This is a genomic window from Candidatus Enterococcus courvalinii, assembly GCF_017315945.1.
In the GTDB taxonomy this organism is placed as follows: Bacteria; Bacillota; Bacilli; order Lactobacillales; family Enterococcaceae; genus Enterococcus_B; species Enterococcus_B courvalinii.
Genome location: NZ_JAFLWI010000020.1, coordinates 21,084 through 43,312, shown reverse-complemented (window position 1 = coordinate 43,312; position 22,229 = coordinate 21,084). Strand labels below are relative to the sequence as shown.

Annotated in this window: 16 protein-coding genes; 3 read left to right on the top strand and 13 right to left on the bottom strand. The window is 36.6% G+C overall.

Annotation, left to right across the window (positions count from 1 at the left end; all coding sequences use genetic code 11):
- Window positions 1-204: 204 nt before the first annotated feature.
- From JZO71_RS11505 to JZO71_RS11495, 3 genes are all read right to left on the bottom strand, one after another.
- Window positions 205-1,620 (bottom strand): MFS transporter, encoded by a 1,416-nt coding sequence (locus JZO71_RS11505; protein WP_206899783.1) that lies wholly within the window; start codon window positions 1,618-1,620, stop codon window positions 205-207.
- A 186-nt stretch (window positions 1,621-1,806) separates the two neighbouring features.
- Window positions 1,807-2,148 carry a YlbF/YmcA family competence regulator gene (locus JZO71_RS11500; protein ID WP_067481657.1) on the bottom strand — a complete coding sequence of 114 codons (342 nt, stop codon included), beginning with the start codon at window positions 2,146-2,148 and terminating at the stop codon, window positions 1,807-1,809.
- 65 nt (window positions 2,149-2,213) lie between these two features.
- A complete protein-coding gene (locus tag JZO71_RS11495; RefSeq protein WP_206899781.1) occupies window positions 2,214-4,385 on the bottom strand; it encodes a PBP1A family penicillin-binding protein in 2,172 nt (723 codons plus the stop codon).
- Window positions 4,386-4,581: 196 nt separating this feature from the next.
- Between JZO71_RS11495 and JZO71_RS11490 the strand changes: the two genes are divergently transcribed.
- Window positions 4,582-5,436 carry an RluA family pseudouridine synthase gene (locus tag JZO71_RS11490; RefSeq protein WP_206899779.1) on the top strand — a complete coding sequence of 285 codons (855 nt, stop codon included), beginning with the start codon at window positions 4,582-4,584 and terminating at the stop codon, window positions 5,434-5,436.
- A gap of 107 nt (window positions 5,437-5,543) precedes the next feature.
- Here JZO71_RS11490 and JZO71_RS11485 read toward each other — a convergent pair whose 3' ends face one another.
- From JZO71_RS11485 to JZO71_RS11475, 3 genes are read right to left on the bottom strand one after another with little or no spacing between them, the layout of a single operon-like run.
- Window positions 5,544-6,407: an ROK family protein gene (locus JZO71_RS11485; RefSeq protein WP_206899778.1), complete on the bottom strand. Its 864-nt coding sequence runs from the start codon at window positions 6,405-6,407 to the stop codon at window positions 5,544-5,546.
- Window positions 6,408-9,092 (bottom strand): alpha-mannosidase, encoded by a 2,685-nt coding sequence (locus tag JZO71_RS11480; RefSeq protein ID WP_206899776.1) that lies wholly within the window; start codon window positions 9,090-9,092, stop codon window positions 6,408-6,410.
- A gap of 10 nt (window positions 9,093-9,102) precedes the next feature.
- Complete coding sequence (locus tag JZO71_RS11475) at window positions 9,103-10,392, bottom strand: glycoside hydrolase family 125 protein (RefSeq protein WP_206899775.1); 1,290 nt, start codon at window positions 10,390-10,392, stop codon at window positions 9,103-9,105.
- Window positions 10,393-10,542: 150 nt separating this feature from the next.
- Between JZO71_RS11475 and JZO71_RS11470 the strand changes: the two genes are divergently transcribed.
- Together JZO71_RS11470 and JZO71_RS11465 are read left to right on the top strand one after the other, a co-directional pair.
- Entirely contained in the window at window positions 10,543-11,610 is a 1,068-nt protein-coding gene (locus JZO71_RS11470; protein WP_206899773.1) for a GntR family transcriptional regulator, read from the top strand.
- On the top strand, window positions 11,591-13,732 hold the full coding sequence (locus JZO71_RS11465) for a GH92 family glycosyl hydrolase (RefSeq protein WP_206899771.1): 2,142 nt from the start codon (window positions 11,591-11,593) through the stop codon (window positions 13,730-13,732). The genes JZO71_RS11470 and JZO71_RS11465 overlap by 20 nt, the downstream gene beginning before the upstream one ends.
- A gap of 227 nt (window positions 13,733-13,959) precedes the next feature.
- On the opposite strand, the gene JZO71_RS11460 is transcribed toward JZO71_RS11465, so the two are convergent.
- From JZO71_RS11460 to JZO71_RS11430, 7 genes are all read right to left on the bottom strand, one after another.
- Window positions 13,960-15,384, bottom strand: coding sequence for a response regulator transcription factor (locus JZO71_RS11460; protein ID WP_206899769.1), 1,425 nt, complete (start codon window positions 15,382-15,384; stop codon window positions 13,960-13,962).
- Window positions 15,377-17,119 carry a sensor histidine kinase gene (locus JZO71_RS11455; RefSeq protein WP_242590611.1) on the bottom strand — a complete coding sequence of 581 codons (1,743 nt, stop codon included), beginning with the start codon at window positions 17,117-17,119 and terminating at the stop codon, window positions 15,377-15,379. The genes JZO71_RS11460 and JZO71_RS11455 overlap by 8 nt, the downstream gene beginning before the upstream one ends.
- Entirely contained in the window at window positions 17,112-17,726 is a 615-nt protein-coding gene (locus JZO71_RS11450; protein ID WP_206899767.1) for a DUF624 domain-containing protein, read from the bottom strand. Before JZO71_RS11450 ends, JZO71_RS11455 begins: the two co-directional genes overlap by 8 nt.
- Window positions 17,727-17,811: 85 nt before the next feature.
- The gene (locus JZO71_RS11445; RefSeq protein ID WP_206899765.1) at window positions 17,812-19,269 is read right to left on the bottom strand and encodes an ABC transporter substrate-binding protein; all 1,458 of its coding nucleotides are present in this window, start codon (window positions 19,267-19,269) and stop codon (window positions 17,812-17,814) included.
- A 32-nt stretch (window positions 19,270-19,301) separates the two neighbouring features.
- On the bottom strand, window positions 19,302-20,222 hold the full coding sequence (locus JZO71_RS11440; RefSeq protein ID WP_206899755.1) for a carbohydrate ABC transporter permease: 921 nt from the start codon (window positions 20,220-20,222) through the stop codon (window positions 19,302-19,304).
- Between the two features lie 12 nt (window positions 20,223-20,234).
- A complete protein-coding gene (locus JZO71_RS11435; protein ID WP_206899753.1) occupies window positions 20,235-21,182 on the bottom strand; it encodes an ABC transporter permease in 948 nt (315 codons plus the stop codon).
- A gap of 256 nt (window positions 21,183-21,438) precedes the next feature.
- Entirely contained in the window at window positions 21,439-22,158 is a 720-nt protein-coding gene (locus JZO71_RS11430) for a pseudouridine synthase (RefSeq protein ID WP_206899751.1), read from the bottom strand.
- Window positions 22,159-22,229 lie beyond the last annotated feature (71 nt).

The window sequence follows — 22,229 nt, the reverse complement described above, 5'->3', positions numbered from 1 at the left end:
GATCAAGCTTCATGAGTAGTTTTTTTCAAACGACTTAGTTATCTTATCATGTGATACCTCACACGTCAACAACTTTTTTAAATTTATTTTTTTAATTTCCAGTTGTTTTTCAACAACTCATTTACTTTATCATTAAAAAAAAAAATGGTCAAGCAAAATTTTAGATTTTGCTTGACCTAATTTCAATTTCTATCTCTTCACAACTTAACGATTGATTTGTTTTAATTCTTCACCCATTTTAATCGTTTCTTTCTTATTAAGTGGATAACCAAAAAATAAAATCACCGCAGATACTAACAAACAAACTGTTGGCAATAAATTAGCAACCGTATAAATACGTTCTTGCACTAAAGCCGATTGAATTGTCCCACCTACTGAAGATGACTGATAACCAATCATTGTTAACATAAACCCACCAATCGCTCCTGCACATGCTTGTCCCAGCTTTCTAGCAAAAGAATTAACACCGTAAACTGTTCCGTCTTCTCGTAATCCTGTTGTGTATTGATGATAATCAATTACATCTGTAATAAAGGCCCAAACCATCAAATTGAATAAGCCCGATCCCAATGTCGCAATAAATAGAAGGAACAAATAAACCCATGCATTAGTAATATGCAGAAAATACATCAGTAGGTACATAACAGAGGAGAATATCAGAGCGACGACACTCGCCTCTTTCTTACCAAACCACCTTGTCAACGCCGTTGCAAAAGGAGCCAACACAATAACTGTTCCATACGTAAATAACAAGGCAATCGACATTGCTTCTTTATTATGGAAGTAATCATTAAAGAGATAGGTCATATTTGTCCCTGCTAAAATCTGGTTAATCACAATAAAAATGTCCACTATAACTAGCACTACTAGCGCACGATTTGAAACTAATCCTTTGACCAATTTAGTTGCTTGAATCTCTTCTTTTTTCTCTACTCTTACTCGCTCTGTAGATAGTTTACACGTTAATGTATAAGCTATGAACGCTATCGATGCACAGCCAATGGCAATCCAGAAAAATCGCTCGCTTGAGACAACCTGTTGACCATTTTTATTTTGCGTATACATTAATATTGGAATAAAGAAACCTGTCGTTGATCCTCCGATTGCTGATCCAATACTTCTGAAAGTCGACAATGAGGACCGATCATCTGGATTCGAACTGATTGCTGCCGCCATTGCTCCGTAAGGGATATTAATTGTTGAAAGAAAAATACCATACACAATGTATGAAACAAAAATATAAATCATTCTGGCGATCATTGGTAAATGCTGAATAATAGGCAAAAACATTAGAATCGTTATGGTACAAAATGGATACTTCATTCGGCGAATCCATGGAATGAATCGTCCAACCTTTGTTAGCTTTGAAACATCACATAGACGTCCAACAAAAACATCCGCAAATGCATCTAAAATTCTCGAAACTAGAAAAAGCGTACCTACTATTGCTCCAGAAACTCCAAGGGCATTTGTGTAATAAATCATTAAAAAGCTATTAACCAATCCTAAAATAAAACAATTTCCTAAATCACCAAACATGTAGCCCATTTTGTCCTTTAAGCCAAATTCGTTTGTTGTCTTACTGATTTTCTCCTCTGAAACTGCTTGTTGAAAAAGCATTTTAATCACTCCTCCTTTTTAGTAAACGTTTTCAAAATTATAACCCCCATTTTTTTATTTTTATATTCACAATGTTGTTATTTTCTTGCATTATCTTGGTTGATAAAAACTAAGGGAAAGAGTCATTTGATTACAAATAAAAAAGAGCAAGGCTGCATTAGCCCTGCTCTTTTTTATTTGCTGTGATTATTCGCTATATAAGTCACGTACTGGTGTCATAATGATTCGATTCAAATCATTGATGATTGTACTAAACCCTTGTTCTTTTTCCATTAAATCATTGATAACTGACTCGGATTGAATTTTCATAGCCATCTCTTGTGCTTTCATTGCATCCTCATCAGAGAATTCTTCGCCACGCATTTGTTTTTCTTGTAATTCAATTTGCATTGCTTGGAAGTTTTTGAATAGTTCATGCGCTTCTTTATTCTCTTTTACTTTACCGTATGCTTCTTGTAAAGCTTTAAATTCAGGAAGTTCACGAATTTCGCGTTCGATTTGATTCGCGCTATCATAGATATTTGACATAATATTGCCTCTTTTCTTTCAGTAGTTGAATTCATTGTAACATGCAGCTATCCGTTTTCAAAGAACTACTCACTTTGATATTTTTGCCACAAATCTTTGGCTGCATCACCAATTCCTTGCACACCGTCTTTCACAAAGTCGCCAAAGTTCTTCAACCCTTCTTTCGCTTTCTCACCATACTGATCTAAGCTTTCTTTCCATTTTTCAGAGTCACCCTCTGTTCCTGATGGATTATTCACTTGATCTGCTGGAACGACCTCTCCACCTGTTGCATAGGCATCCGCAACACTAAAACTTGTATTTGAAGTATAAGGAAGAATTCCCTCTGCAGCAGACTTGAAGACTCGGCCCACAACATTCCCACTCGTTCCTTCTAAGTAATGAAGTTCGCTGGACTCTTCGTAACCCATCCAAGTTGAAATAACCACGTCTGGTGTATAACCAACAATCCACTGATCATTTGCTTTCGTGGCATCAAAATTCGTTTCTGTAGTACCAGTTTTACCAGCAACCGTATAACCAGCTGGATTGGCAGCAACTGCTGTTCCATTAGAAAATGTGCCGAGTAACATACTTGTCATTTGTTCTGCTGTTTCTTTTGAAATCACTTGTTTAGGTTTTTTGTCCGTATTGTCTACAATAACTGCACCTGTAGAATCAACGATTTTTGTAATCAAATGTGGTGAATACATCTGACCATCATTCGCAAAAGCACTATAAGCTCCAGCCATCGTCAACGGTGATACGCCTTTTTCCAAGCCTCCTAATGCTAAGCCATAATATTTATCAGATTTCGATAAACTTAAACCGAATTCTTCTGCCTTATCGTAACCTTTTTGAAGACCAATCTCATGAAGTAACCAGACAGCAGGTAGGTTCAAACTTTGAGCTACTGCTTGATACATTGGCACTTCCCCTTGGTATGTACCATCATAATTTTGAGCATCATAATAACTTTGTGGTGTATCTTGTAAGGTGCTAGAAGGTAAGTAGCCAGACTCTAAAGCAGCAGAGTACACACTTAGCGGCTTGATTGTCGAACCTGGTGACCGCTTCATTTGTGTTGCAAAACTAAATCCTCGGAAAACATGTTCACCACGTCTACCTACCAAGGCTTGTACACCGCCATTTTTCGGATTTAATGCAACAGAAGCAGACTGGACCATTGCGCCGTCGGAAGCATCTATCGGAAATAGTTGTCCATTTTGATAAGTCGCTTCTAGCTGTTTTTGGTAATTTTGATCTAAAGCAGTGTAAATCTTATATCCCTTGTTCATTACATCTGATTCGTCCAGTCCGTACGCTTCCACAGCTTCATCAATTACCGCATCAAAATAATAAGGATAGCGATAACCTGATTCCGAATCCGTATAAGTGTCATTTAAATAATCCGCAATATTCGTTTGACTCTCTGTATTAGCTTGATCGGCTGTGATTTTTTCGTTTTCTTTCATCACACTCAACACAGTATTTTTTCGGTTATTAGCGTTTTCTGGGTTATCAATTGGATTATAAATACCTGGTCCTTTCAGCATACCTGCAATCGTTGCCGCTTCTGACAATGTTACCTCACTTGCGTTGACACCAAAATATCTTCTTGCAGCATCTTGAACACCCCAAACGCCATTACCAAAATAAGCGTTGTTCAAATACATAGTTAAAATTTCTTCTTTACTGTATTTCTTTTCTATTTCTATCGCCAGAAATAACTCTTTTGCTTTTCTATCAAAGGTTTGATCCAGTGTTAAATACGCATTTTTAGCCAATTGTTGCGTAATCGTGCTACCCCCGCCACCAGCCGTACTCCCTGAAGTAAGCATACGCACTGCCGCTCGGGCAATCCCCTTCACATCGAATCCGTGATGGTTATAAAAATTCCGATCTTCTGTAGAAATAACTGCATCCTGAATATATGGAGAGATTGCATCTAGTTCTACGTAGGTTCCTTTTTGAGCATAAAGCGTGCCCGCTTCTTCATTGTCTTTATCGTAAATAACAGTTGATTGACTTAATCCAGATTTTAAGGTCTCCACATTTGCTTGTTTTGCCAAAATAAATAAATAAACACTCGTTACCAAAATAAAAATCAGTCCCAATAAAAGAATAACTTTATTGATATGATATTTTTTCCAAATTCGCCTTCGCCATTTATGAAATCGGCTTAAATATGGCTTGATCCAGCGCCAAAAGCTAATCAAAGAAGCTTTTATTTTTTCCCAAACGCGTTGAAAATCCATTTGCATGTTCTCCTATCTTTTTATTCACACGGTCAGTTTACCACAACTAACTGCGCCTTTCTTCCTGCTTAAGATGTAAGTTTTGTAGTTAATGACGGTAGTTTAGCATAATAAATAGCAGATTGATTTAATCTTTTTCTTAAATATATTTTAAAAATGGTAAAATAAAGCTGACTTCGACGAAAGGAGCTCCTTTATGGAAATCACAATTACCTTACCTGCTGACCACTCGGCAACCACTATTCAAGAATTATTAGAAAAGGAATGGCTAGTGCCAAGAAAAGTTCGTCATTTTTTACGTACCCGAAAAAACGTTTGGGTAAATGCTCAACTTGCTCCTTTTCATTCAGAAATTCGCGGAGGCGACACAATTACTTTGCATTTTGAAAAAGAGGACTACAGTCATCAAGAAATCATCTTAGGCAACGCCAAAAAGATCCAAGTTCTCTATGAAGATGAACAGCTAGTGATTGTAAATAAGCCAGCTGGTTTGAAAACTCATCCCAATGACGTCAAAGAAACCGGCACTTTGTTAAATGATTTAGCTGCCTATTTAGCCTCTAAAAAACAAAAACCGTATGTCGTGCATCGCTTAGATCAAGAAACAAGTGGCGCTATTTTATTTGCTAAGAATCCTTTTATTCTGCCTATTTTGAGCCAATTGATTGAACAAAAGAAAATTTATCGTCGCTATCAAGCTGTCGTCTGGGGCAAGTTAACTAAAGACCTCACTATTACTAAAAAAATTGGACGCGACCGACACAATCGCCGAAAACAAGTCATAGATGAGCGTAATGGAAAAACAGCAATCACCCACGTATCCATTGCGAAGAGTCTACCGACACAAACACAAATCTATTGTGTTTTATCAACTGGAAGAACACATCAAATCCGAGTTCATCTCGAAAGTTTAGGTCATCCAATTGTAGGCGACCCACTTTATCAGTCACGGCCGGCGAAGCGAATGATGCTTCATGCAATCGAACTTCATTTGACACATCCATTCACACAAGAAAGAATCCTTGTCAGAGCAGCCCCTGGATTATGGTAGTTCTGGCGCAAATAAAAAAAAGATTTCGCGAACATTCATAAGAAATGTTTCGTGAAATCCTTTTTTATTTTTTTGAGGATATTTTTGTATCATTTTCTTTTTTTAATCTATTTTTGTCGATGCTCTTTTTCTGCCAATAACAAACTACCAATAATCCCACTTTCATTCGGCAAGCCCCAACGAACAATATATTCGCTAGCTTCCGGAACTTCCATGTATCCTGCCATTAATTCGACAAATTGTTGACGAATTTTTTGCAGTAAATGATCTTGATTCATTACGCCGCCACCAAGGATAATTTTTTCTGGCGCTAAAGTTAATGTGTAGTTGATTAAAGCTTGTGCAATATAAAATGCTTGGATATCCCACACAGGATGGTCTACCGGTAAATCTTGACCTTTGATTCCTGTTCTTGCTTCTAATGAAGGTCCTGCCGCCAAACCTTCCAAACAATCTCCATGATAAGGACAAGTGCCAGCGTACGTGTCATCTGGATGACGTTTCACCCAAATATGTCCCATCTCCGGATGAGCTATCCCTGAAAAAATGTCTTGATTCAAGACGACACCTGCACCAATCCCGGTACCAACAGTTAGATAGATACAGCTATCCTTTCCCTGTGCTGCACCTTTTTTTAATTCGCCATAGGCTGCAGCATTAACATCTGTTGTCCACGCAATTGGAATTTGATAACGTGCTTTAACACTCCCTAAAAAGTCAAAATCAGCCCAACCTTTTTTAGGTGTCGCTAAAACATATCCATAATTATCTTTTGTTTGGTCAATGCCAATCGGACCAAATGACCCAATCCCCATAGCAGATAAGTCAAACTTGTCAAAAAAAGCAAACACTTGTTGCAACGTTTCTATTGGAGTTGTTGTAGGAATACTTACTTTCTCCATAATTTTATGTTGATCATTTGCCACCGCACAAACAAACTTTGTGCCACCCGCTTCTATTCCGCCGTACATTTACTTTTCCTCCTCGAATCCGATTGTCCGAATTTCATAAGGCATCAATGTCGGCTCAATCGTTTGCTTACTGTCTTTTTCTAAAAGATTCAACAATCTGCTAGTTGTTCCTGTTTTTTGAACAACGATTTCTTCTTCTTTTTCTGACAGATTGAATCCTCTCAGTACTACTTTATCATTAAACTTGCTTCGCTTCAAAGCAGTAATTGCAAACGTTTTAGCATTTACTTCCAAATAATTATTTTTGCTGCTTAATTCACCTTGCTGATTAGTTAATTGTTGCGTCGTAAACGGAACTTGCGCAGCATACGCATGTTGATAAGATTCAAACTTTTCATTTGGTTCATGAATTTCCATACTATATTGGAAGTGTTGTTGTCCTAAACACTGTGCCTCAGGAGTTGGGAAGTATCCCCAGTCCCCTAGCTCACCAACACAGCGCAATAATGTCAATGCAATTTTTCCTTCCTCTACAATTTCGTATTCATTCAAACCGTAGTTTCCAATTGTGACACCATAATTTTTATCATGAAGATTAACAAATGCGTGTTGATGTTGCGGATTCGTTGGATTCTCCCAGCCTGCAGAAACTTTATTTGGACGCGTAACGACTTCAAATATACTATCTGCTTCATGGTGTTCCACATGTAACTTCGTTGGAAATAGCGCACGTAATCGATGATCTTTCATTTGATTATCAATCGTCGTTTCAAAGTCGATTTTCCGACTATTTTTTCTTAAAGTAATTTTTGTTTCTATTAATAGTGGTTTTAATTCGTTCGCTCGTTTTGCTTTACGGTAACGAAATTCAACTACCATTTGTTGTTCTCTTTCTAAAAGCTCGTCGGCAGAAACTGGAATCATCATCGTCTGAGTGAGTTGGATTTGAGCGATCTCTGGTGTATCAACCAAGATTTCTACTTGAGAGTCCTCCTGTTGGTTCGAAAGAATTGGCACTGTATCAATTGGTTGTTTATAGATATACTCATTTCCGACGTCACCCGTATCTTCAAAAACAAGAATATTTTCAAATTGACGAGCCATTTTTTTGTCCATTACTGTTAACGAACCATTCTCTTCAATTTTGATTTTGAGCCATTCATTTTCGATTACTCGTCCTTGGTCGCTGACCATCGAATCAGTAGTAATCGGTGCTTCTCCTTCAGCTAACGTAAATGTCTCCCATGAAAAAGCAGCCATTTCTTCAAGCGGAATAGTTACAGTCACTACTTTTTCCATATAAGGTATCCGGAATCGATCTTTTGGCAAGTCATAGTCAAAACGAACAATTGCTTCAGAAACAGTTGCAGGGATGATTTCTCCTTGCGCATTCTCAACATGATAACTCTTAGCAGGAGCATCTTCCAACTCTTTAAACAACGTTTCTGGTAATCCTTCAGCAAACTTTTTGCGTTCCAGTTCGATTTCAATAACCGCTTCACCCGTTTTTGCTGTTCCAGCTGTATTGATCACAACAAAAGGATACGTATCTTCAGGGAATTCACTTGTATCGATAACTTGTGCTAATTGTCTCATTGCTTCTTCTGCCACAAATTTCCCAACTTCATCTGCTTTTTCAAATCGTGTAATCATTTCTCGATGAACAGAGTCCACTGAGCAACCACAAATGCTATCATGTGGGTGATTCTGCATTAACGTTTTCCAAGCATAATCTAATTGATCATGAGGATAACTTCCCGAAACTTCATATGCCATCGTTGCTAATGGTTCAGCAATATTTTCTAATTGTCTTTGAACTTTTGTATTCCATTGTTTTAAATAAACACGTGCAGATGCAGTATTTGCCAAGGTATACCAGCCATCTGTTTCTTGACTCGTTAATTCACCTTCTACTGTTCCCAAATCTTCAGGTAAATCATTTGTTACTGCTGCTAAGTAGTCTGTAAAATTAGAATGAATGAATTCGTAATCTGGATACAAACGATTGGCTAACGTAATTGCCTTTGATATATCTTTTTGAACAGGTTGATGATCAACACCATTCATCATCAATAAATGTTCGGTTGAAGCATATTGCTCTGCATCAGCCAATTTTTGGTCCCAAAATATCTTAGCTTCTTGTTCTTCAACTGGTATTTCATTCCCATTACTATACCAATTCGCAAATAATAAGCCGAAAATTTCAGAGCTATCAGGACCTTTCCATTTCATTTCAGAATATTGGGAGGAATAATTTTCTGCTTCAAGCACTTGATTATCAAAGCCTATCGGTTTTACTCCTCGACCAAATGCTGCTGCTTCAATTCCAACTTGCTTCATCATTTGAGGAGTTTGACCCATATTTCCAAATGTATCTGGGAAGTAGCCAAGCATTACTGGTACACCCCATTTTTGTGTTTCTTCCATGCCAATCAACATATTACGCACGTTGGATTCTGAGCTAATCAAAAAGTCATCTTGCAAAATATAAAATGGTCCAATGCGTAGCTTACCCGCATCAATTGCTTGTTGAACTAATGCTCTTTTCTCCGGTCTTACTTGCAAATAGTCATCTAAAATAATTGTTTGACCATCTAAGTGAAAACTATTGAATTCAGGGTCATTCTCAAAAAGTTCTAACAAATCATCCATTAATTCAACTAAACGCATATGATGTTGTTCATAAGCCATGTACCATTCTCGATCCCAATGACTGTGGGAAATAATATATACTTTCTTTTTCATCTAATCACTCCTATTTTTCTACTCGAATATCAAAGTAATCCATTACTAATTCACAAAACATCATATTTGCCCAAGAAAACCATTCTCTTGTGTAATTGTTAGGATTATCTACATCAAAACCTTCGTGCATCAAGTTTGTTCCAGCATCTGTAGTTACTAACAAATCTAAAATTCGTTCTTTCTCTTTTCGATTGTTAGTAGTCATACCTTCCATTGCTAAAGCAATTGGCCAAACATAATTTTCAGGTGTATGAGAAGAACCGATACCTTTCGCATACTTTCCTTCATAAAAGTAAGGATTTTCTGAGCTCAGCAAAGTTTTTCTTGTTTGTAAATATGTTTCATCTTCAGAAGAACAGTAGCCTAGATAAGGTGCAGCCATTAAGTTCGGTACATTGCTGTCATCCATTATTGATGAATTTCCTTGACCATCTACTTCGTATGCGAAAATAGTTTCTTGTGCTTGATTTTTAGTTTTACCGTGCGCTTCAATCCCTTGTTGGATCTCTTCTCTTAACGCGGTGGCTTTTGCTACGATTTGATTATTTGATAACACTGTTCGAAAAATTTCTTCAATATATCCTAAAACAACTACTGCAAACATGTTCGATGGGACTAGATACCCATATCGACAAGCGTCATCACTTGGCCGAAAACCTGACCAAGTCATTCCTGTAGGCACCACTTTTGTACCTTTCCCACCATTAACAAGCGTGTCTTCCAGACGAGTAGTATCACGTTCGAATTGATAAGGTGATTTAGTATGGTCTTGTTCTGTTTGAAAAACGTTTAGAATTTTTTTGATTCCTGAAACAAATGAGTCGTCAAATTGATCTATTTGTCCTGTATTTTTATATAAAAGATAGGCAAGTTGAACAGGGTAACATAATGAGTCAATTTCATATTTTCTTTCCCAGATCCAATCATTCATTTCGGTATGGTCACTCTGATGTCCTGCCCCGTTTGCTTCTTCGTTGAACGCATTTGCATACGGATCAATATTGATATAAAAGAATTGTTTTTTTACCAATCCACTGATCATTGCTGCCAAGTCTTTATCTTCTTTGGCAATCACTAAGTAAGGACGTACTTGTGCAGCGGAGTCTCTTAACCACATAGCTGGTATATCACCGGTTAACAAGAAAGTTGTTCCATCAGAATGTCGTTTTACTGTGGTTAACAATGTATTAGCAAAGGCAGTAGAAAAATTTTTAGCCCAATCTGCATGCTCACTTCCACATTTCTGTTCAATTTTCCCCATGAATTCTTTAACTGATTTTGGTATATCTTTATATGGCATCTTCAATATCCTCTTTTCTATTTGATATATCTTAGTAGATTATACTTCTTGGCTCGTCTTTTGTCTACGCTTTCATAATATTTTTTATTGTTTACTTTTACTCTATTTATGCTATTATTTATACATGATATATCATTAAGAGGTGTTATTATGGAGCAACCATTATATAAGAAAATATTTATTGATCTACACAATGCAATCCTTGATGGAACGTTAGCCATTGACAGCCAAGTTCCTACTGAAAAAGAACTTTCTCAAAAATATCAAGTAAGTCGAATCACGTCCAAACGGGCATTAACAGAATTGGAGCAACTTGGTTTGATTTATCGGATTCGTGGAAAAGGCAGCTTTGTCAAAGCGGACAAACCAGAGACATTGACTGTCTCTATTCAAAAAACAAAGCGAATTCTATTTTTATTCCCTTTCTTAACTGATTTGTCTGTCGGTGATTTCACTGAAGGATTGAATCCAATCATGCAAGAGAATCAATTTGAAGTATTAATGACTTCTCTTGATTTTCTCCAAACAAAAACGGCGCAAGAAGTGATGGATGAATTCGATGGATTGATTTACTACGCTATTGATACTGAGCAACACTTAGATTTATTATTTGAACTTTCGCTGAAAGAATTTCCTGTCGTTATTTTGGATAAGAAAATTTATGAACTGCCATTTCCAACCGTTCTTTCGGACAACTTTGCAGGTGGATCGCTAGCCACAAATCAATTGATTGCTGATGGTCATCAAAAAATTGGTTTCTTATTTGGTGAGCCAACTCATCCACAATCTGTGCGTCAACGCTACTTAGGCTATCTTGAAGCTCTTGATAAAGCTAATTTAGCTTTCCATACTGCGCTTGACGACCAAAAAGCCACGAATAAAGAGTTATTAAACTATATTCAAGAACACCAGCTTACTGCGTTTGTCTGCGAAAACGATCTTGTTGCCATTCAAACAATGAACCAACTAAAACAGGCTGGATTTTCAGTTCCTGCCGACTTTTCGATTATTGGTTTCGATGATATTCAAGCTGCATCTTTAGTTGATCCACCTTTGACAACTATCGCCCAAAATTTTAAAGAACTTGGAAAATCAGCTGGAGAAAAGTTGATTCATTGGCTTGAAACCAAAGAAACGCCAACAGATACCAAATACCCAGTTACATTAATAACAAGACACTCAACAAAGGAGCTTAACAATGAACATTCAACAAATTGATACTCGCCACGGAACTGCTAACCAGTCCAACTATTCAAACGGGAATTGCCTGCCTTACACAGGCGTTCCGTTTGGAATGAATTATTTTGCCCCACAAACAACTGATCAAAAGGGAAGTTGGTGGTTCCACCCAGAAGACCGTGTCTTTCAAGGGTATCGTTTAACACATCAACCAAGTCCTTGGATGGGTGATTTCAGTCATTTCCTAATGACACCTGTTAGTGGTACTTTACCTGAAAACAGTCTTTTTCATGCACAGAGTTCTTATCGACCAGAAGAAAGTACATTTTGTCCTACACATCTGTCAATCAATCAACTACGATATGCTATTTCATCCACGTTGATTCCTAGTATGTATGGCGGAGTACTTACTATTAACTACCAGAAAAATGATAGCGGTTTACTTTTGACTTTTCCTGAACGATATCAGTTAAACATTGTAGATTCGCATACAATCACGGGTTCTTTTATCAACTTTTCTGGATGTGAAGATCCTGATTTTCGCTTTTATTTTATTCTTTCCTTTGAAAAACCATTAGTTGACACTGAGTTAATAATTCCAGAGAATGATTCTTCTATTTTACTGCCGTTTGGTTCAATCAAACAGCAAACGATTCGCTTTGGTACTTCTTTTATTAGTGAAGCGCAAGCACAAGTGAATTTATCGAGAGAGTCTGCGCAGTCACCTGCGGAATATCTGGAAAAAAATCGCCAAATTTGGCAAGAATATTTCGATAAAATCAAAATCAACCATCATGATAAACAACAAGTAAGTACTTTTTATCATAACTTGTATCGCGTATTTCTCTTTCCTCAAACATTCTATGAAGTAACTAATGATGGGAAAAAAATTCACTATGATACCTTCAGCAAAACTGTTCGCCCTGGTGTTCTCTATACCAATAATGGATTTTGGGATACGTATAAAACAGTTTATCCACTTTATTCATTGATAGCCACTGAAAAATATGAGGAAATGCTTGAGGGATTCCTTACAAGTTATCGAGAAACTGGCTTTTTGCCAAAATGGCTATCACCTGATGAACGTGGCTTAATGCCTGGAACATTGATTGATGCAGTAATTGCTGACGCTGCTGTCAAAGGAATTCGTACTGACTTGATGTCTGAATTTTTAACGGCAATGAAAAAAAGTGCTACTGTTCAAAGCGAACTGCCTAATTACGGACGTCAAGGAACACTTGATTATTTAACATACGGCTATGTTCCTAGTACCTACCATGAATCAGTCAATCATACTTTAGATTATGCTTATAGTGATTTTTGTATCAGTCAAGTAGCCGCTATATTAGGCGATGAAGAAACCAGTGCTTTTTATCAAAGACAGTCCTTGAACTATCGCAATATTTTTGATTCTACTGTCGGATTCATGCGTGCAAAAGATACTAATCAAGAATTCAGAGAAAATTTCCTAGCGACTCGCTGGGGCCAAGATTATGCAGAAGGTAGTGCATGGCAAAGCAGCTTCGCCGTCTACCAAGATTTTAATGGCTTGATTCGTGAACATGGCGGAGAAGCCGTTTTTCAAGAAAAATTAATCGAGCTTTGTAACCAGTCTCCTTCCTTTGAAGTTGGTGGATACGGTTTTGAAATCCATGAAATGAGTGAAATGGCTGCGATTGAATTTGGACAACTAGCTATCTCAAATCAGCCTAGCTTCCATTACCCTTATTTATTCAGTTATCTTGGCAAACCAGAGATGGCTCAGCCATTAATTAAACAATTACTTACTCAAACATTTAATGACTCACCAACAGGGTATCCCGGCGATGAAGACAATGGTAGCATGTCGGGTTGGTATATCTTTAGTAGTTTAGGATTTTATCCAGTCACGCCTGGTTCAGGAGAATATGTTATTGGTCTGCCATTATTCGATCAAGTTCAACTAAAACTCTCAAACGGTCAGACACTTACGATTGAAAGTTCGCCAAATCGACCGCAACAACAGTTTGTTCATCAAATTGATCGTAATGAACAAAGCTATTCTAAGTTATTCTTTACACACGAAGACTTACTCACAGGTGGAACAATTCGTTATCACTTAGGTACTGTTCCTCATCCCAAAAAATACACGGCAGATGCTTTACCGTTTTCTTTAACCTAATGAGCCTTCACAATTAACTACGTGCAAAAATAAAATTTGATTTTTATTTTCATAAAAAAAGACTGAACCAAAGCGTATTTTCGCTTAGGTCCAGTCTTTTTGATTATCTTTTTTGCTTGGTCACTAACATTTCAGAAGCAGAAATTCCAACCTAAACAAAAGTATCTGCATCTAAGCACTGTTCTCCCTACTTTTTTCTTTAAACTATTCTACGTAAGTGGTTTTTCTCAGTACTCCTTTGGCGATTGCCCCACAATTTTCTTGAATAATTTAGAGAAGTAAGTGGTATTGTTGTAGCCAATCTCGTTTGAAATTTCATTGATATTTTGTTCACTGTGCAGAAGCAACCATTTTGCTTGCTCCATTCGCAAATGATTCAAATAGGTAGAAAAGCTTTTTTTCGTTTCTTTTTTAAACAGTTGTCCAAGATACATCACGTTTAGGTGTAAACTTTCAGACACTTCTTTTAACGTTAATGGTTCTCGGTAATTTTCGTGCAAGATTTGTAGCACTTGTTTGATATTTTCACTATAGTTTTTTTGCTTTTGTTGCTTACGAATTAAGGAGAGCAACAATTCTTGAAGATCATTTACGTTTTTCGCCTGATTAATTTGTTGAATGCCTTTTAAGTATTCATCATCTTCTAGTGTAATCAGCTCTCGTTGAATATCCATAAATAATAAGAAAGTAAAATGTCGAATGTCCTCGGGAGTCATGACTGCTGACTGGAATTGTTCAAAAAACTCGCGAATCATTTGTTGAACTAAATCCAACTGATTACTTTGAAGTGCACGACTAAACGTTGAAAAATCAATTAACTGATCTTGATTCTCTGCTGGAATCGACCGAATGATCTCATGTCTAGTTTCACCGTAAAACTGTTGAAGCTGTAACTGGTCTTTTGCTCGACGAAAGCTTTCGGGAATATCATCCACTTCTCCTATTTCATCACCCATGCTAATCAACCAATCTTGCTTTGGATACTTCATTTGAAAATAGTGACAAAAATCGTTGCCTTTCTGAGGACTAAGCAAGATGGTAAAGCAAGTCAGATTCCCAAAACTTCGTTGATAATAAGTAGTTACTTGGTGCTCCTTTAACCATTGAATAATAGCAGATTCATAGATTCTTTCTAGCTGAATCAGTAAAATTTGTTGTGTTCCTTGAGGTAATCCATTCAAAAATTCTTCTTCGCTAGTTTCATCTAGTTCTTCATTCAACCATTGACTAAATAAAAGTTCTTGGTAAATTTCTTGTTGGTTTTTCTGTTCGTTTTGCTGATCTAACCGTTCCTTGACTTTCTTTAAGCTTTCAATCAACTCGATTTTATTTACAGGTTTCATCAGATAATTAACTGCCCCAAGTTGCATACCGCCTTTAAGGTATTCAAATTCTTGGTAGCCAGAAAGAATCATGAATTCAAAAGCGTATTGCTCCTTTTGAGCTGCTTCAATAAACTCTAAACCATTCATTTCTGGCATAGTTACATCTGTAATAACTAAATCAATGCCTTTTTTTTCTAAAACTAATAACCCTTCCATCGCATTTTCTGCCGTTGCTACGATTTCAAATCCAAAACTGGACCAATCAACAATTTTTTTCAATCCATTCAAAATCATGTATTCATCATCAACCAGCAACACTTTATACATTTTCAGACTCCTTCTTCTTAAATGTAATTTTGATCGTCAAGCCACCTTCTTCGTTTGCAAATAAGCGCATCCGGTAAGTACTCCCGAAATTAGCGCGTAAACGTTCATTTACATTTTGCAAACCAATTGACTCATGCAGCTCAACCTTTGGGTGTACCAATCGATTTTCAATTGCCACTAATCGCTCTGGAGTAACTCCTTTACCGTTATCTTTCACTTGAATTTGTACAAACGATCCTTGTTGAAAAACTTTTACACTCAACGCGTTGTCATAACGAGTAAAATCAATGCCATGTTTAAAATAGTTTTCAACTAATGGTTGAATCACAAATTTTGGTACCTCAATTTGTTCTAGTGATTCCTCAATCGAAAAATGATAGGCTACACGATTAGGATAACGCATTTGGTAAAGAAATACATACTTTTCACAAAAATTCAGTTCTTCTTTAAGGCTGATTTTCGTTTCTTGATTCGTGTTATTTCTTAATAATGCAGAAAAAGCATAGACCACTTCTGCAAGTTCTTCACTTCCCTCGCTCAACGCATACATCCGAATGTATTCCAAGGTGTTATAAAGAAAATGAGGGTTGATTTGTGCTTGTAGTGCGCGCATATGGGCATCTTTTTGTTTGATTTCTAATTTATAGATATCTTCAACATATTGGTTGATACTATCCAACATTGTATTGATACCTTGTGCTAGATCTTTCAGCTCGTACTCCGTTTGTTCCTGGGCGATTCGTGTGTCTAGATTACCATTTGCCGCTTCATTCATTGCACGCATCACTACGTCGATTTGCTGAGAATAACGCTTAAATGTTTTGTATAAGAAGACTAATAGAATACTAACTAAAAGGATCACACCAATAATTAATGGAGCCAGGCTTCTTGCCGTTTCTCGATACACATTTTGTTGATCTAACGTTGCTAGTATACGGTATTCACCTGATAATTCCTGATAGGAAACAAAATTATGTTCTTCCAAATTCGACAAAGGTAGTCCAGAATTCTTATCCAATTCTTGTGTAATCAGCGCTTCTTGTTTTTTTCGACTTTCTGGTGCAAGCCCTGCGCTATGAAAAGTATACAGGCGATTAGCAGAGCCAGAAATCATATATAAAGACAGGCCGTTAAAAGCATTCAAACTTTCTAAACTGGATTCTAGCTCTTTCTTTTGGAACCCAACAAAGATGCTTCCTAACTCCGTGCCACCTTGAGTAATCGGCATTTTGATATAAAAAGCATTTTTTAGTGTCGGTGTTCCCGTTTTGACAATACCAGCCTTATGATCTCTGGTAGATTCAAAATACTCTGGCAATTGACTAAAAACAATGTAAAGAGAACTTATCTCTTCATAGTTGACGTAAAGATCTAACATCTCATTGGGGAAAGATAATAATTCATTCGTTTTGCTTTGTTGCGTGTACGCATACATTAAATACTGGTCAATTGGTTGAGTCAGATAGGTTGTCGCATTTTCGATTTTTTCTGGGCTTCCAAGAAGTTGATCTTTGATAATTTTGCTTAATGTTGTTTTGTCATTTAACATTCGATTTGTCGTTTGCAGTGCTTCATTGGTAACATTTTCTGCTTGATTTTTATTTTGACTCCAAGTATGGATACTAAAAATAATTGTTGCACCGATTGTGAGTACAGTCATTACTACTGCGTACTTACGTAACAAGCGGTTGAGTAGCGTTCCTTTTGAAAATAAAACTTTGAATGGATTATTCATAGTTTTCCATTCGGATTGCTAATTCTTCGCGCCATTTTTTTGTTGCCAACACATTCCATACAGTCAATAAACCCAGTAAACCAAATAACAATAGACCTTTGAAATGCCACGTCAACGCAAGGATAACACCACTGCCAATAATCATCTTCAACAACGTAGAAAAACTTGATAAACTTGAAATAAAACTTAACTTGATCACATTGCCGAATGTCATTTCATATTCACTATCTAAAATCAAACTCCATTGATACGTTGCAAACAAATAAAGTAATCCAAATAACAAAATAAAATCAATTCCCAAAAATAAGAGTCCCTGTATTTGAACGGAAAGGTAAAGATTATAACTTAAAATAGCTAATCCTGCGAAAAAGAAGAAAAACAAATAATTTCCTCGCTTAAAATATTTCTTGAAACAGTACCAACCTTGCTTGAGTGTGATGTCTTTGTACTCAAACTCATAATGATAAAATAATTCATTGATTGTTTTCAACGCTGGTCCAATCCCTAAAATAATTCCTCCGGCTAAACTAAACAACCAGAAAAAAAGTGTTAGTTTAACTACGACCCACACGCGAATGAACAATGTCTCCAAAGCTTTTCCTAACATAATATCTCCTTTTCAAAACATAATCTTTTCTCTCTTATTATATAAAGAACAGCGAGCAGATGGAACCGCTCGCTGTCAGACTTATTTATTTTCGAAATTCATCGTATTGTTTTTGCATCTCAGTTAACACTTTTTCATAACCAGCTTTATCTAATGCCTCGAGCAATTTAGGCAATGTTTCGTCTGGATCAACCGTTCCGGTATTTAATCCATCCATATACTGATTCATAACGTTTGAGATATTACTGATTTCTGTTTTAACACTGTCTGTATTAAAGCTGAAACCTAAGATTGGTGAAGTTTCAGCTTCTTCAATTGATTTGTCGCGTGTAGCGATCATTTCATCAGTAATCGATTCTTGTGTGTATAAGATTGCGTTATTTCCTGTGTTCCAAGCAGACATATGAGTTTTTGGTTGATAGCCATCTAACAATTTGATCTTGTCGTCTGTTCCATCTACTTTTTCCCAAGCCTCGCCTTCAATTCCCCAAACTAATCCATTCAATAATTCAGCATCGCTGTTAAGTAAGCCTAAAAATTCAACAGCTTTTTCTTTATTTTTTGAAGTATTTGAAACAACGAAGTTTGCCATTTGTGCTTGTCCTGTTGATTTCAAAGGAACAGTGATTGATTTAGAAACTAATTCTTGGTTGGCTGCATTACTTAAAATTGTGTCACCATAATCGAAAGGTCCTTGTGTTTCGCCACGTAGTAACCAAGTGTTTCCTTCTAAAGGATAATCTTTGCTACTTGTTGCCGCATCACTTGGAATCAATCCTTGTTGGTACCAACTGTGCATTGTACGAAGTAAATCAACATAAGTTTTGTTGTCATATTGATTGATGATCTTTGTTTTGTCTCCATTTAAGTCAATCGCAAATGGTAGGGTATTTCCTAAAGGATAATCAAAGTCACCTTGAACTTTGAAACCTTGACCAATGGCAAAAGCAGCCGTATTTGGTTCTTTTTTGTGGAATTCTTGTAACACTTTTTCGGCATCTGCATAAGATTCAATACCATCAATTGAAAGGTTGTATTTATCTAGTAGTGGTTTATTAAAAGTTAACACTTGTTGAGCAAAAACATTTCCATTTACTGGAAGGGCATATAATTTATCATTGACTAAGTTTCCTTTGATGTAAGCTTCATCTAACGCATCATAAGCATCTTTGGCATATTTAGGCGCTAACTCAGTTAGGTCGGCAAAAGCACCTTTTTGAGCGTTAGAAACATAGTTGTTTGCATAAGCGATATCATAGTTTTCACCAGAAGAAATGATGACGTTCATTTTTTTCTCGTAATCCCCAAAACCAATATAGTTGATATTGACTTTCACGCCGATTTTGTCTTCGATTCGTTTATTCGCAACTTCCATCAAGGCATCATAATTGTCTGGTTTATCACCAATTTGATACATCTGCAACGTTTTGCTGTCAGATCCTTCTGAATTACTACTTGCACTTGATCCTCCACCACAAGCAGCTAACGTACCAACCATCAACGCTGAAACTCCTGTAAAGGCTAGTTTCTTCCATAACTTCATCTTACTTCCTCCTAAATAAAATAATTTATTATTTATTCCTTGACTCCACCAATAGTGAGACCTTTGACAAAATGTTTTTGGAAAAATGGGTAGCTAATCGCAATTGGCAATGTTGAGATAACAACGATTGCCATCCGTGCTGACTCTCCCGGTACGGCTGCTAAGCCTCCGGCAAGCTGACTTCCAGCCCCCGCATTTTGTGTTAGATATTGGATATTACTTTGAATTTTCATCAATAAGTATTGTAATGGAACTAAGTTATCATTTTGAATGTAAAGTAATGCGTTAAACCAATCATTCCAGTAACCTAATGCGGCAAATAAGCTAATTGTCGCAATCCCGGGAACAGCTAAAGGTAATACGATTTGAATAAAAATTCGTAACTCACTTGCGCCATCGATTCGAGCAGATTCTATAATCGAATCTGAAACTGAACGTTTAAAGAAAGTTCGCATCACGATAATGTTAAATGGGCTAACTGCCATTGGTAAAATCAATGCCCAAATCGTATCTTTTAATTGAAGTAAATTGGTCATCACTAAATAGTTTGCCACCATCCCTGGTGAAAACAACATCGTGATTAAACAAAAAACGGTAAAGAAACGACGGAATGGAAAATTAGAACGAGAGATTGCATAGGCATACAGCGAAGTGGCTGTGCTATTGATCAAAGTTCCTAAAACCGTCACTAAAACTGTTACAAATAATGCTTGGAAAATTTTTTCTTGCATTTGTCCAAATAGATACGTATAACCAAATGTACTAAATTTTTCTGGCCAGAAACTATAGCCATTAGTTGCTAGCGCTGTTTCATCTGTCAAAGAAATGGCGATAACAAATAGGAACGGCAAGATACAGGAGAAGGCAAAAACCGCGATCAATAAATTAGAAAAGAGATTCATTGGTTTGCTGAAAGCTCGCACTTGAACCTGCTCTACTTTTTTCTTTTTCATCGAATCCTCCTCCTAAAACAATGCTGATTCGCTGTCGAAACGACGTGCGATCGCATTCGTAGTCATTAACAAAACAAATCCTACAACTGACTGATACAACCCAGCTGCTGCAGTCATTCCAAAGTCACCTGTAGAAGTCAAACCATTAAAGATATACGTATCTAAAACTTGAGTTACATCATACAGTGCGCCTGAATTTCTTGGAATATTATAGAACAATCCGAAATCAGCTCGGAAGATATTTCCAACAGCTAAAATCGTTAAAATCGACATCAACGGTACTAATTGAGGAATCGTCACATGTTTGATTTGTTGCCATTTGCTTGCGCCATCAACCATAGCTGCTTCATAGTAAGTTGGGTCGATTCCCATTACTGAAGCAAAGTAAATGATACTATTATAGCCGATTCCTTTCCACGTCCCAATGAACAATAGAATAAATGGCCAATATTTCGGTTCATTGTACCAATTTATTGCTTCTCTTCCATGACCTAAAAGCCATTGGTTGAAAATCCCTTTATCCGGGCTCAAAAACGCATAAACAAAGTAACTGATGATAACCCAAGATAAGAAATAAGGTAGTAATGACATTGTTTGATACACTTTTACTAACTTTTTATTTCTTAATTCACTCATGATAATGGCAAAAACAACCGAAATCAGCAAGTTTAGTGTAATGAATCCTACATTATACAAAATCGTGTTCTTAGTAATTAAAAATGCTTGATCTGAAGAAAATAAAAATTTGAAGTTCTCCCAACCAACCCACGGGCTCTCTCTCAAACTCGCCAAAAATCCATCTGCAGAGATATGGAAATTTTTAAAGGCAACCACGTTTGCTAACACCGGAATATAGAAGAAGAAAATCATCCACAACATCCCAGGAACAGCCATTAAAATCAAGGCTTTAAAACGCCAAGCCATTGAAAAAAAATGTTTTAACCCCTTTCTTTTTTTCATCTAAAAACTCCTTTCAACTTGTTCGCACCGTTATTATAGCGCTTTCAAAAACAAGATTGAATAAACAAATTATAGGTATAATGAAACAAACTATAGCTGACATTGAACTATTTTTAATTGATTGTTGGCTGTTTTTGAATTTGTCCAATAAAAAAAGGAGAAATATAGCAAATTCCTCCTTCCTTTGTTTGTGCTAAATAATTTAGTTGATTTGACTACGTATTTACGTCGTCAAATCAATTAAATTTTTAAGTATTTACTTTTCTTGGATTTTTACTAATTCTTCTACTGTCAATTCTCGATACTCACCTAGTGCTAAGTCTGCAGGCAACACAACATTTCCCATTCGGATTCTTTTGAGATAAGTGACTTCTTTTCCAACTGCTTTCACCATTCGTTTTACCTGATGAAATTTTCCTTCATGAAGAATCAGACGGATTTCTGATGTCTGTTCTACTTCATTCACTGCATCAATCATTAAAACAGCAGGTAAGGTTTCTTCCCCTTGACTGATGACTAATCCTTTTGAAAAAGCTTGAATGTCTTCTGCTGTCATCACACCAGCTACTTTTGCAAAATATTCTTTTTCAACATGTTTCTTTGGCGACAATAATCGATGGGCTAAAGCACCATCATTGGTTATGAGTAGTAAGCCTTCTGTATCCTTATCTAGCCTTCCTACTGGAAACAGGTCTTCACGATAATCAAAGTCATTCAACAAATCTAACACAGTTTCATCATAGTTATCTTGTGTTGCAGAAACTACACCTGCAGGTTTATTTAAAAGATAATAAAAGTTTTTTTGATAAGTAAGTTTTTCATCTAAATAAGCAATTTCATCCGTGAGTTCTTTTACCTGAAACTTATCACTTTTGATTACTTTATCATTAACGGTCACTTGGCCCTTTTTGATTAGCCCTTTGACTTCCTTTCGGCTGCCTAGCCCTACATCTGCTAAAAATTTGTCTAAACGCACGCGTTTTCCTACTTTCTATAAAGAAAGGAACTTGCAACAACAGTCTATTGACGTTTGTCGCAACTTCCTCT

Coding starts and splice junctions, on each gene's coding strand:
- JZO71_RS11505 (WP_206899783.1), bottom strand. CDS start 1,620: ATGCTTTTTCAACAAGCAGTTTCAGAGGAGAAAATCAGTAAGACAACA.
- JZO71_RS11500 (WP_067481657.1), bottom strand. CDS start 2,148: ATGTCAAATATCTATGATAGCGCGAATCAAATCGAACGCGAAATTCGT.
- JZO71_RS11495 (WP_206899781.1), bottom strand. CDS start 4,385: ATGGATTTTCAACGCGTTTGGGAAAAAATAAAAGCTTCTTTGATTAGC.
- JZO71_RS11490 (WP_206899779.1), top strand. CDS start 4,582: ATGGAAATCACAATTACCTTACCTGCTGACCACTCGGCAACCACTATT.
- JZO71_RS11485 (WP_206899778.1), bottom strand. CDS start 6,407: ATGTACGGCGGAATAGAAGCGGGTGGCACAAAGTTTGTTTGTGCGGTG.
- JZO71_RS11480 (WP_206899776.1), bottom strand. CDS start 9,092: ATGAAAAAGAAAGTATATATTATTTCCCACAGTCATTGGGATCGAGAA.
- JZO71_RS11475 (WP_206899775.1), bottom strand. CDS start 10,392: ATGCCATATAAAGATATACCAAAATCAGTTAAAGAATTCATGGGGAAA.
- JZO71_RS11470 (WP_206899773.1), top strand. CDS start 10,543: ATGGAGCAACCATTATATAAGAAAATATTTATTGATCTACACAATGCA.
- JZO71_RS11465 (WP_206899771.1), top strand. CDS start 11,591: ATGAACATTCAACAAATTGATACTCGCCACGGAACTGCTAACCAGTCC.
- JZO71_RS11460 (WP_206899769.1), bottom strand. CDS start 15,384: ATGTATAAAGTGTTGCTGGTTGATGATGAATACATGATTTTGAATGGA.
- JZO71_RS11455 (WP_242590611.1), bottom strand. CDS start 17,119: ATGAATAATCCATTCAAAGTTTTATTTTCAAAAGGAACGCTACTCAAC.
- JZO71_RS11450 (WP_206899767.1), bottom strand. CDS start 17,726: ATGTTAGGAAAAGCTTTGGAGACATTGTTCATTCGCGTGTGGGTCGTA.
- JZO71_RS11445 (WP_206899765.1), bottom strand. CDS start 19,269: ATGAAGTTATGGAAGAAACTAGCCTTTACAGGAGTTTCAGCGTTGATG.
- JZO71_RS11440 (WP_206899755.1), bottom strand. CDS start 20,222: ATGAAAAAGAAAAAAGTAGAGCAGGTTCAAGTGCGAGCTTTCAGCAAA.
- JZO71_RS11435 (WP_206899753.1), bottom strand. CDS start 21,182: ATGAAAAAAAGAAAGGGGTTAAAACATTTTTTTTCAATGGCTTGGCGT.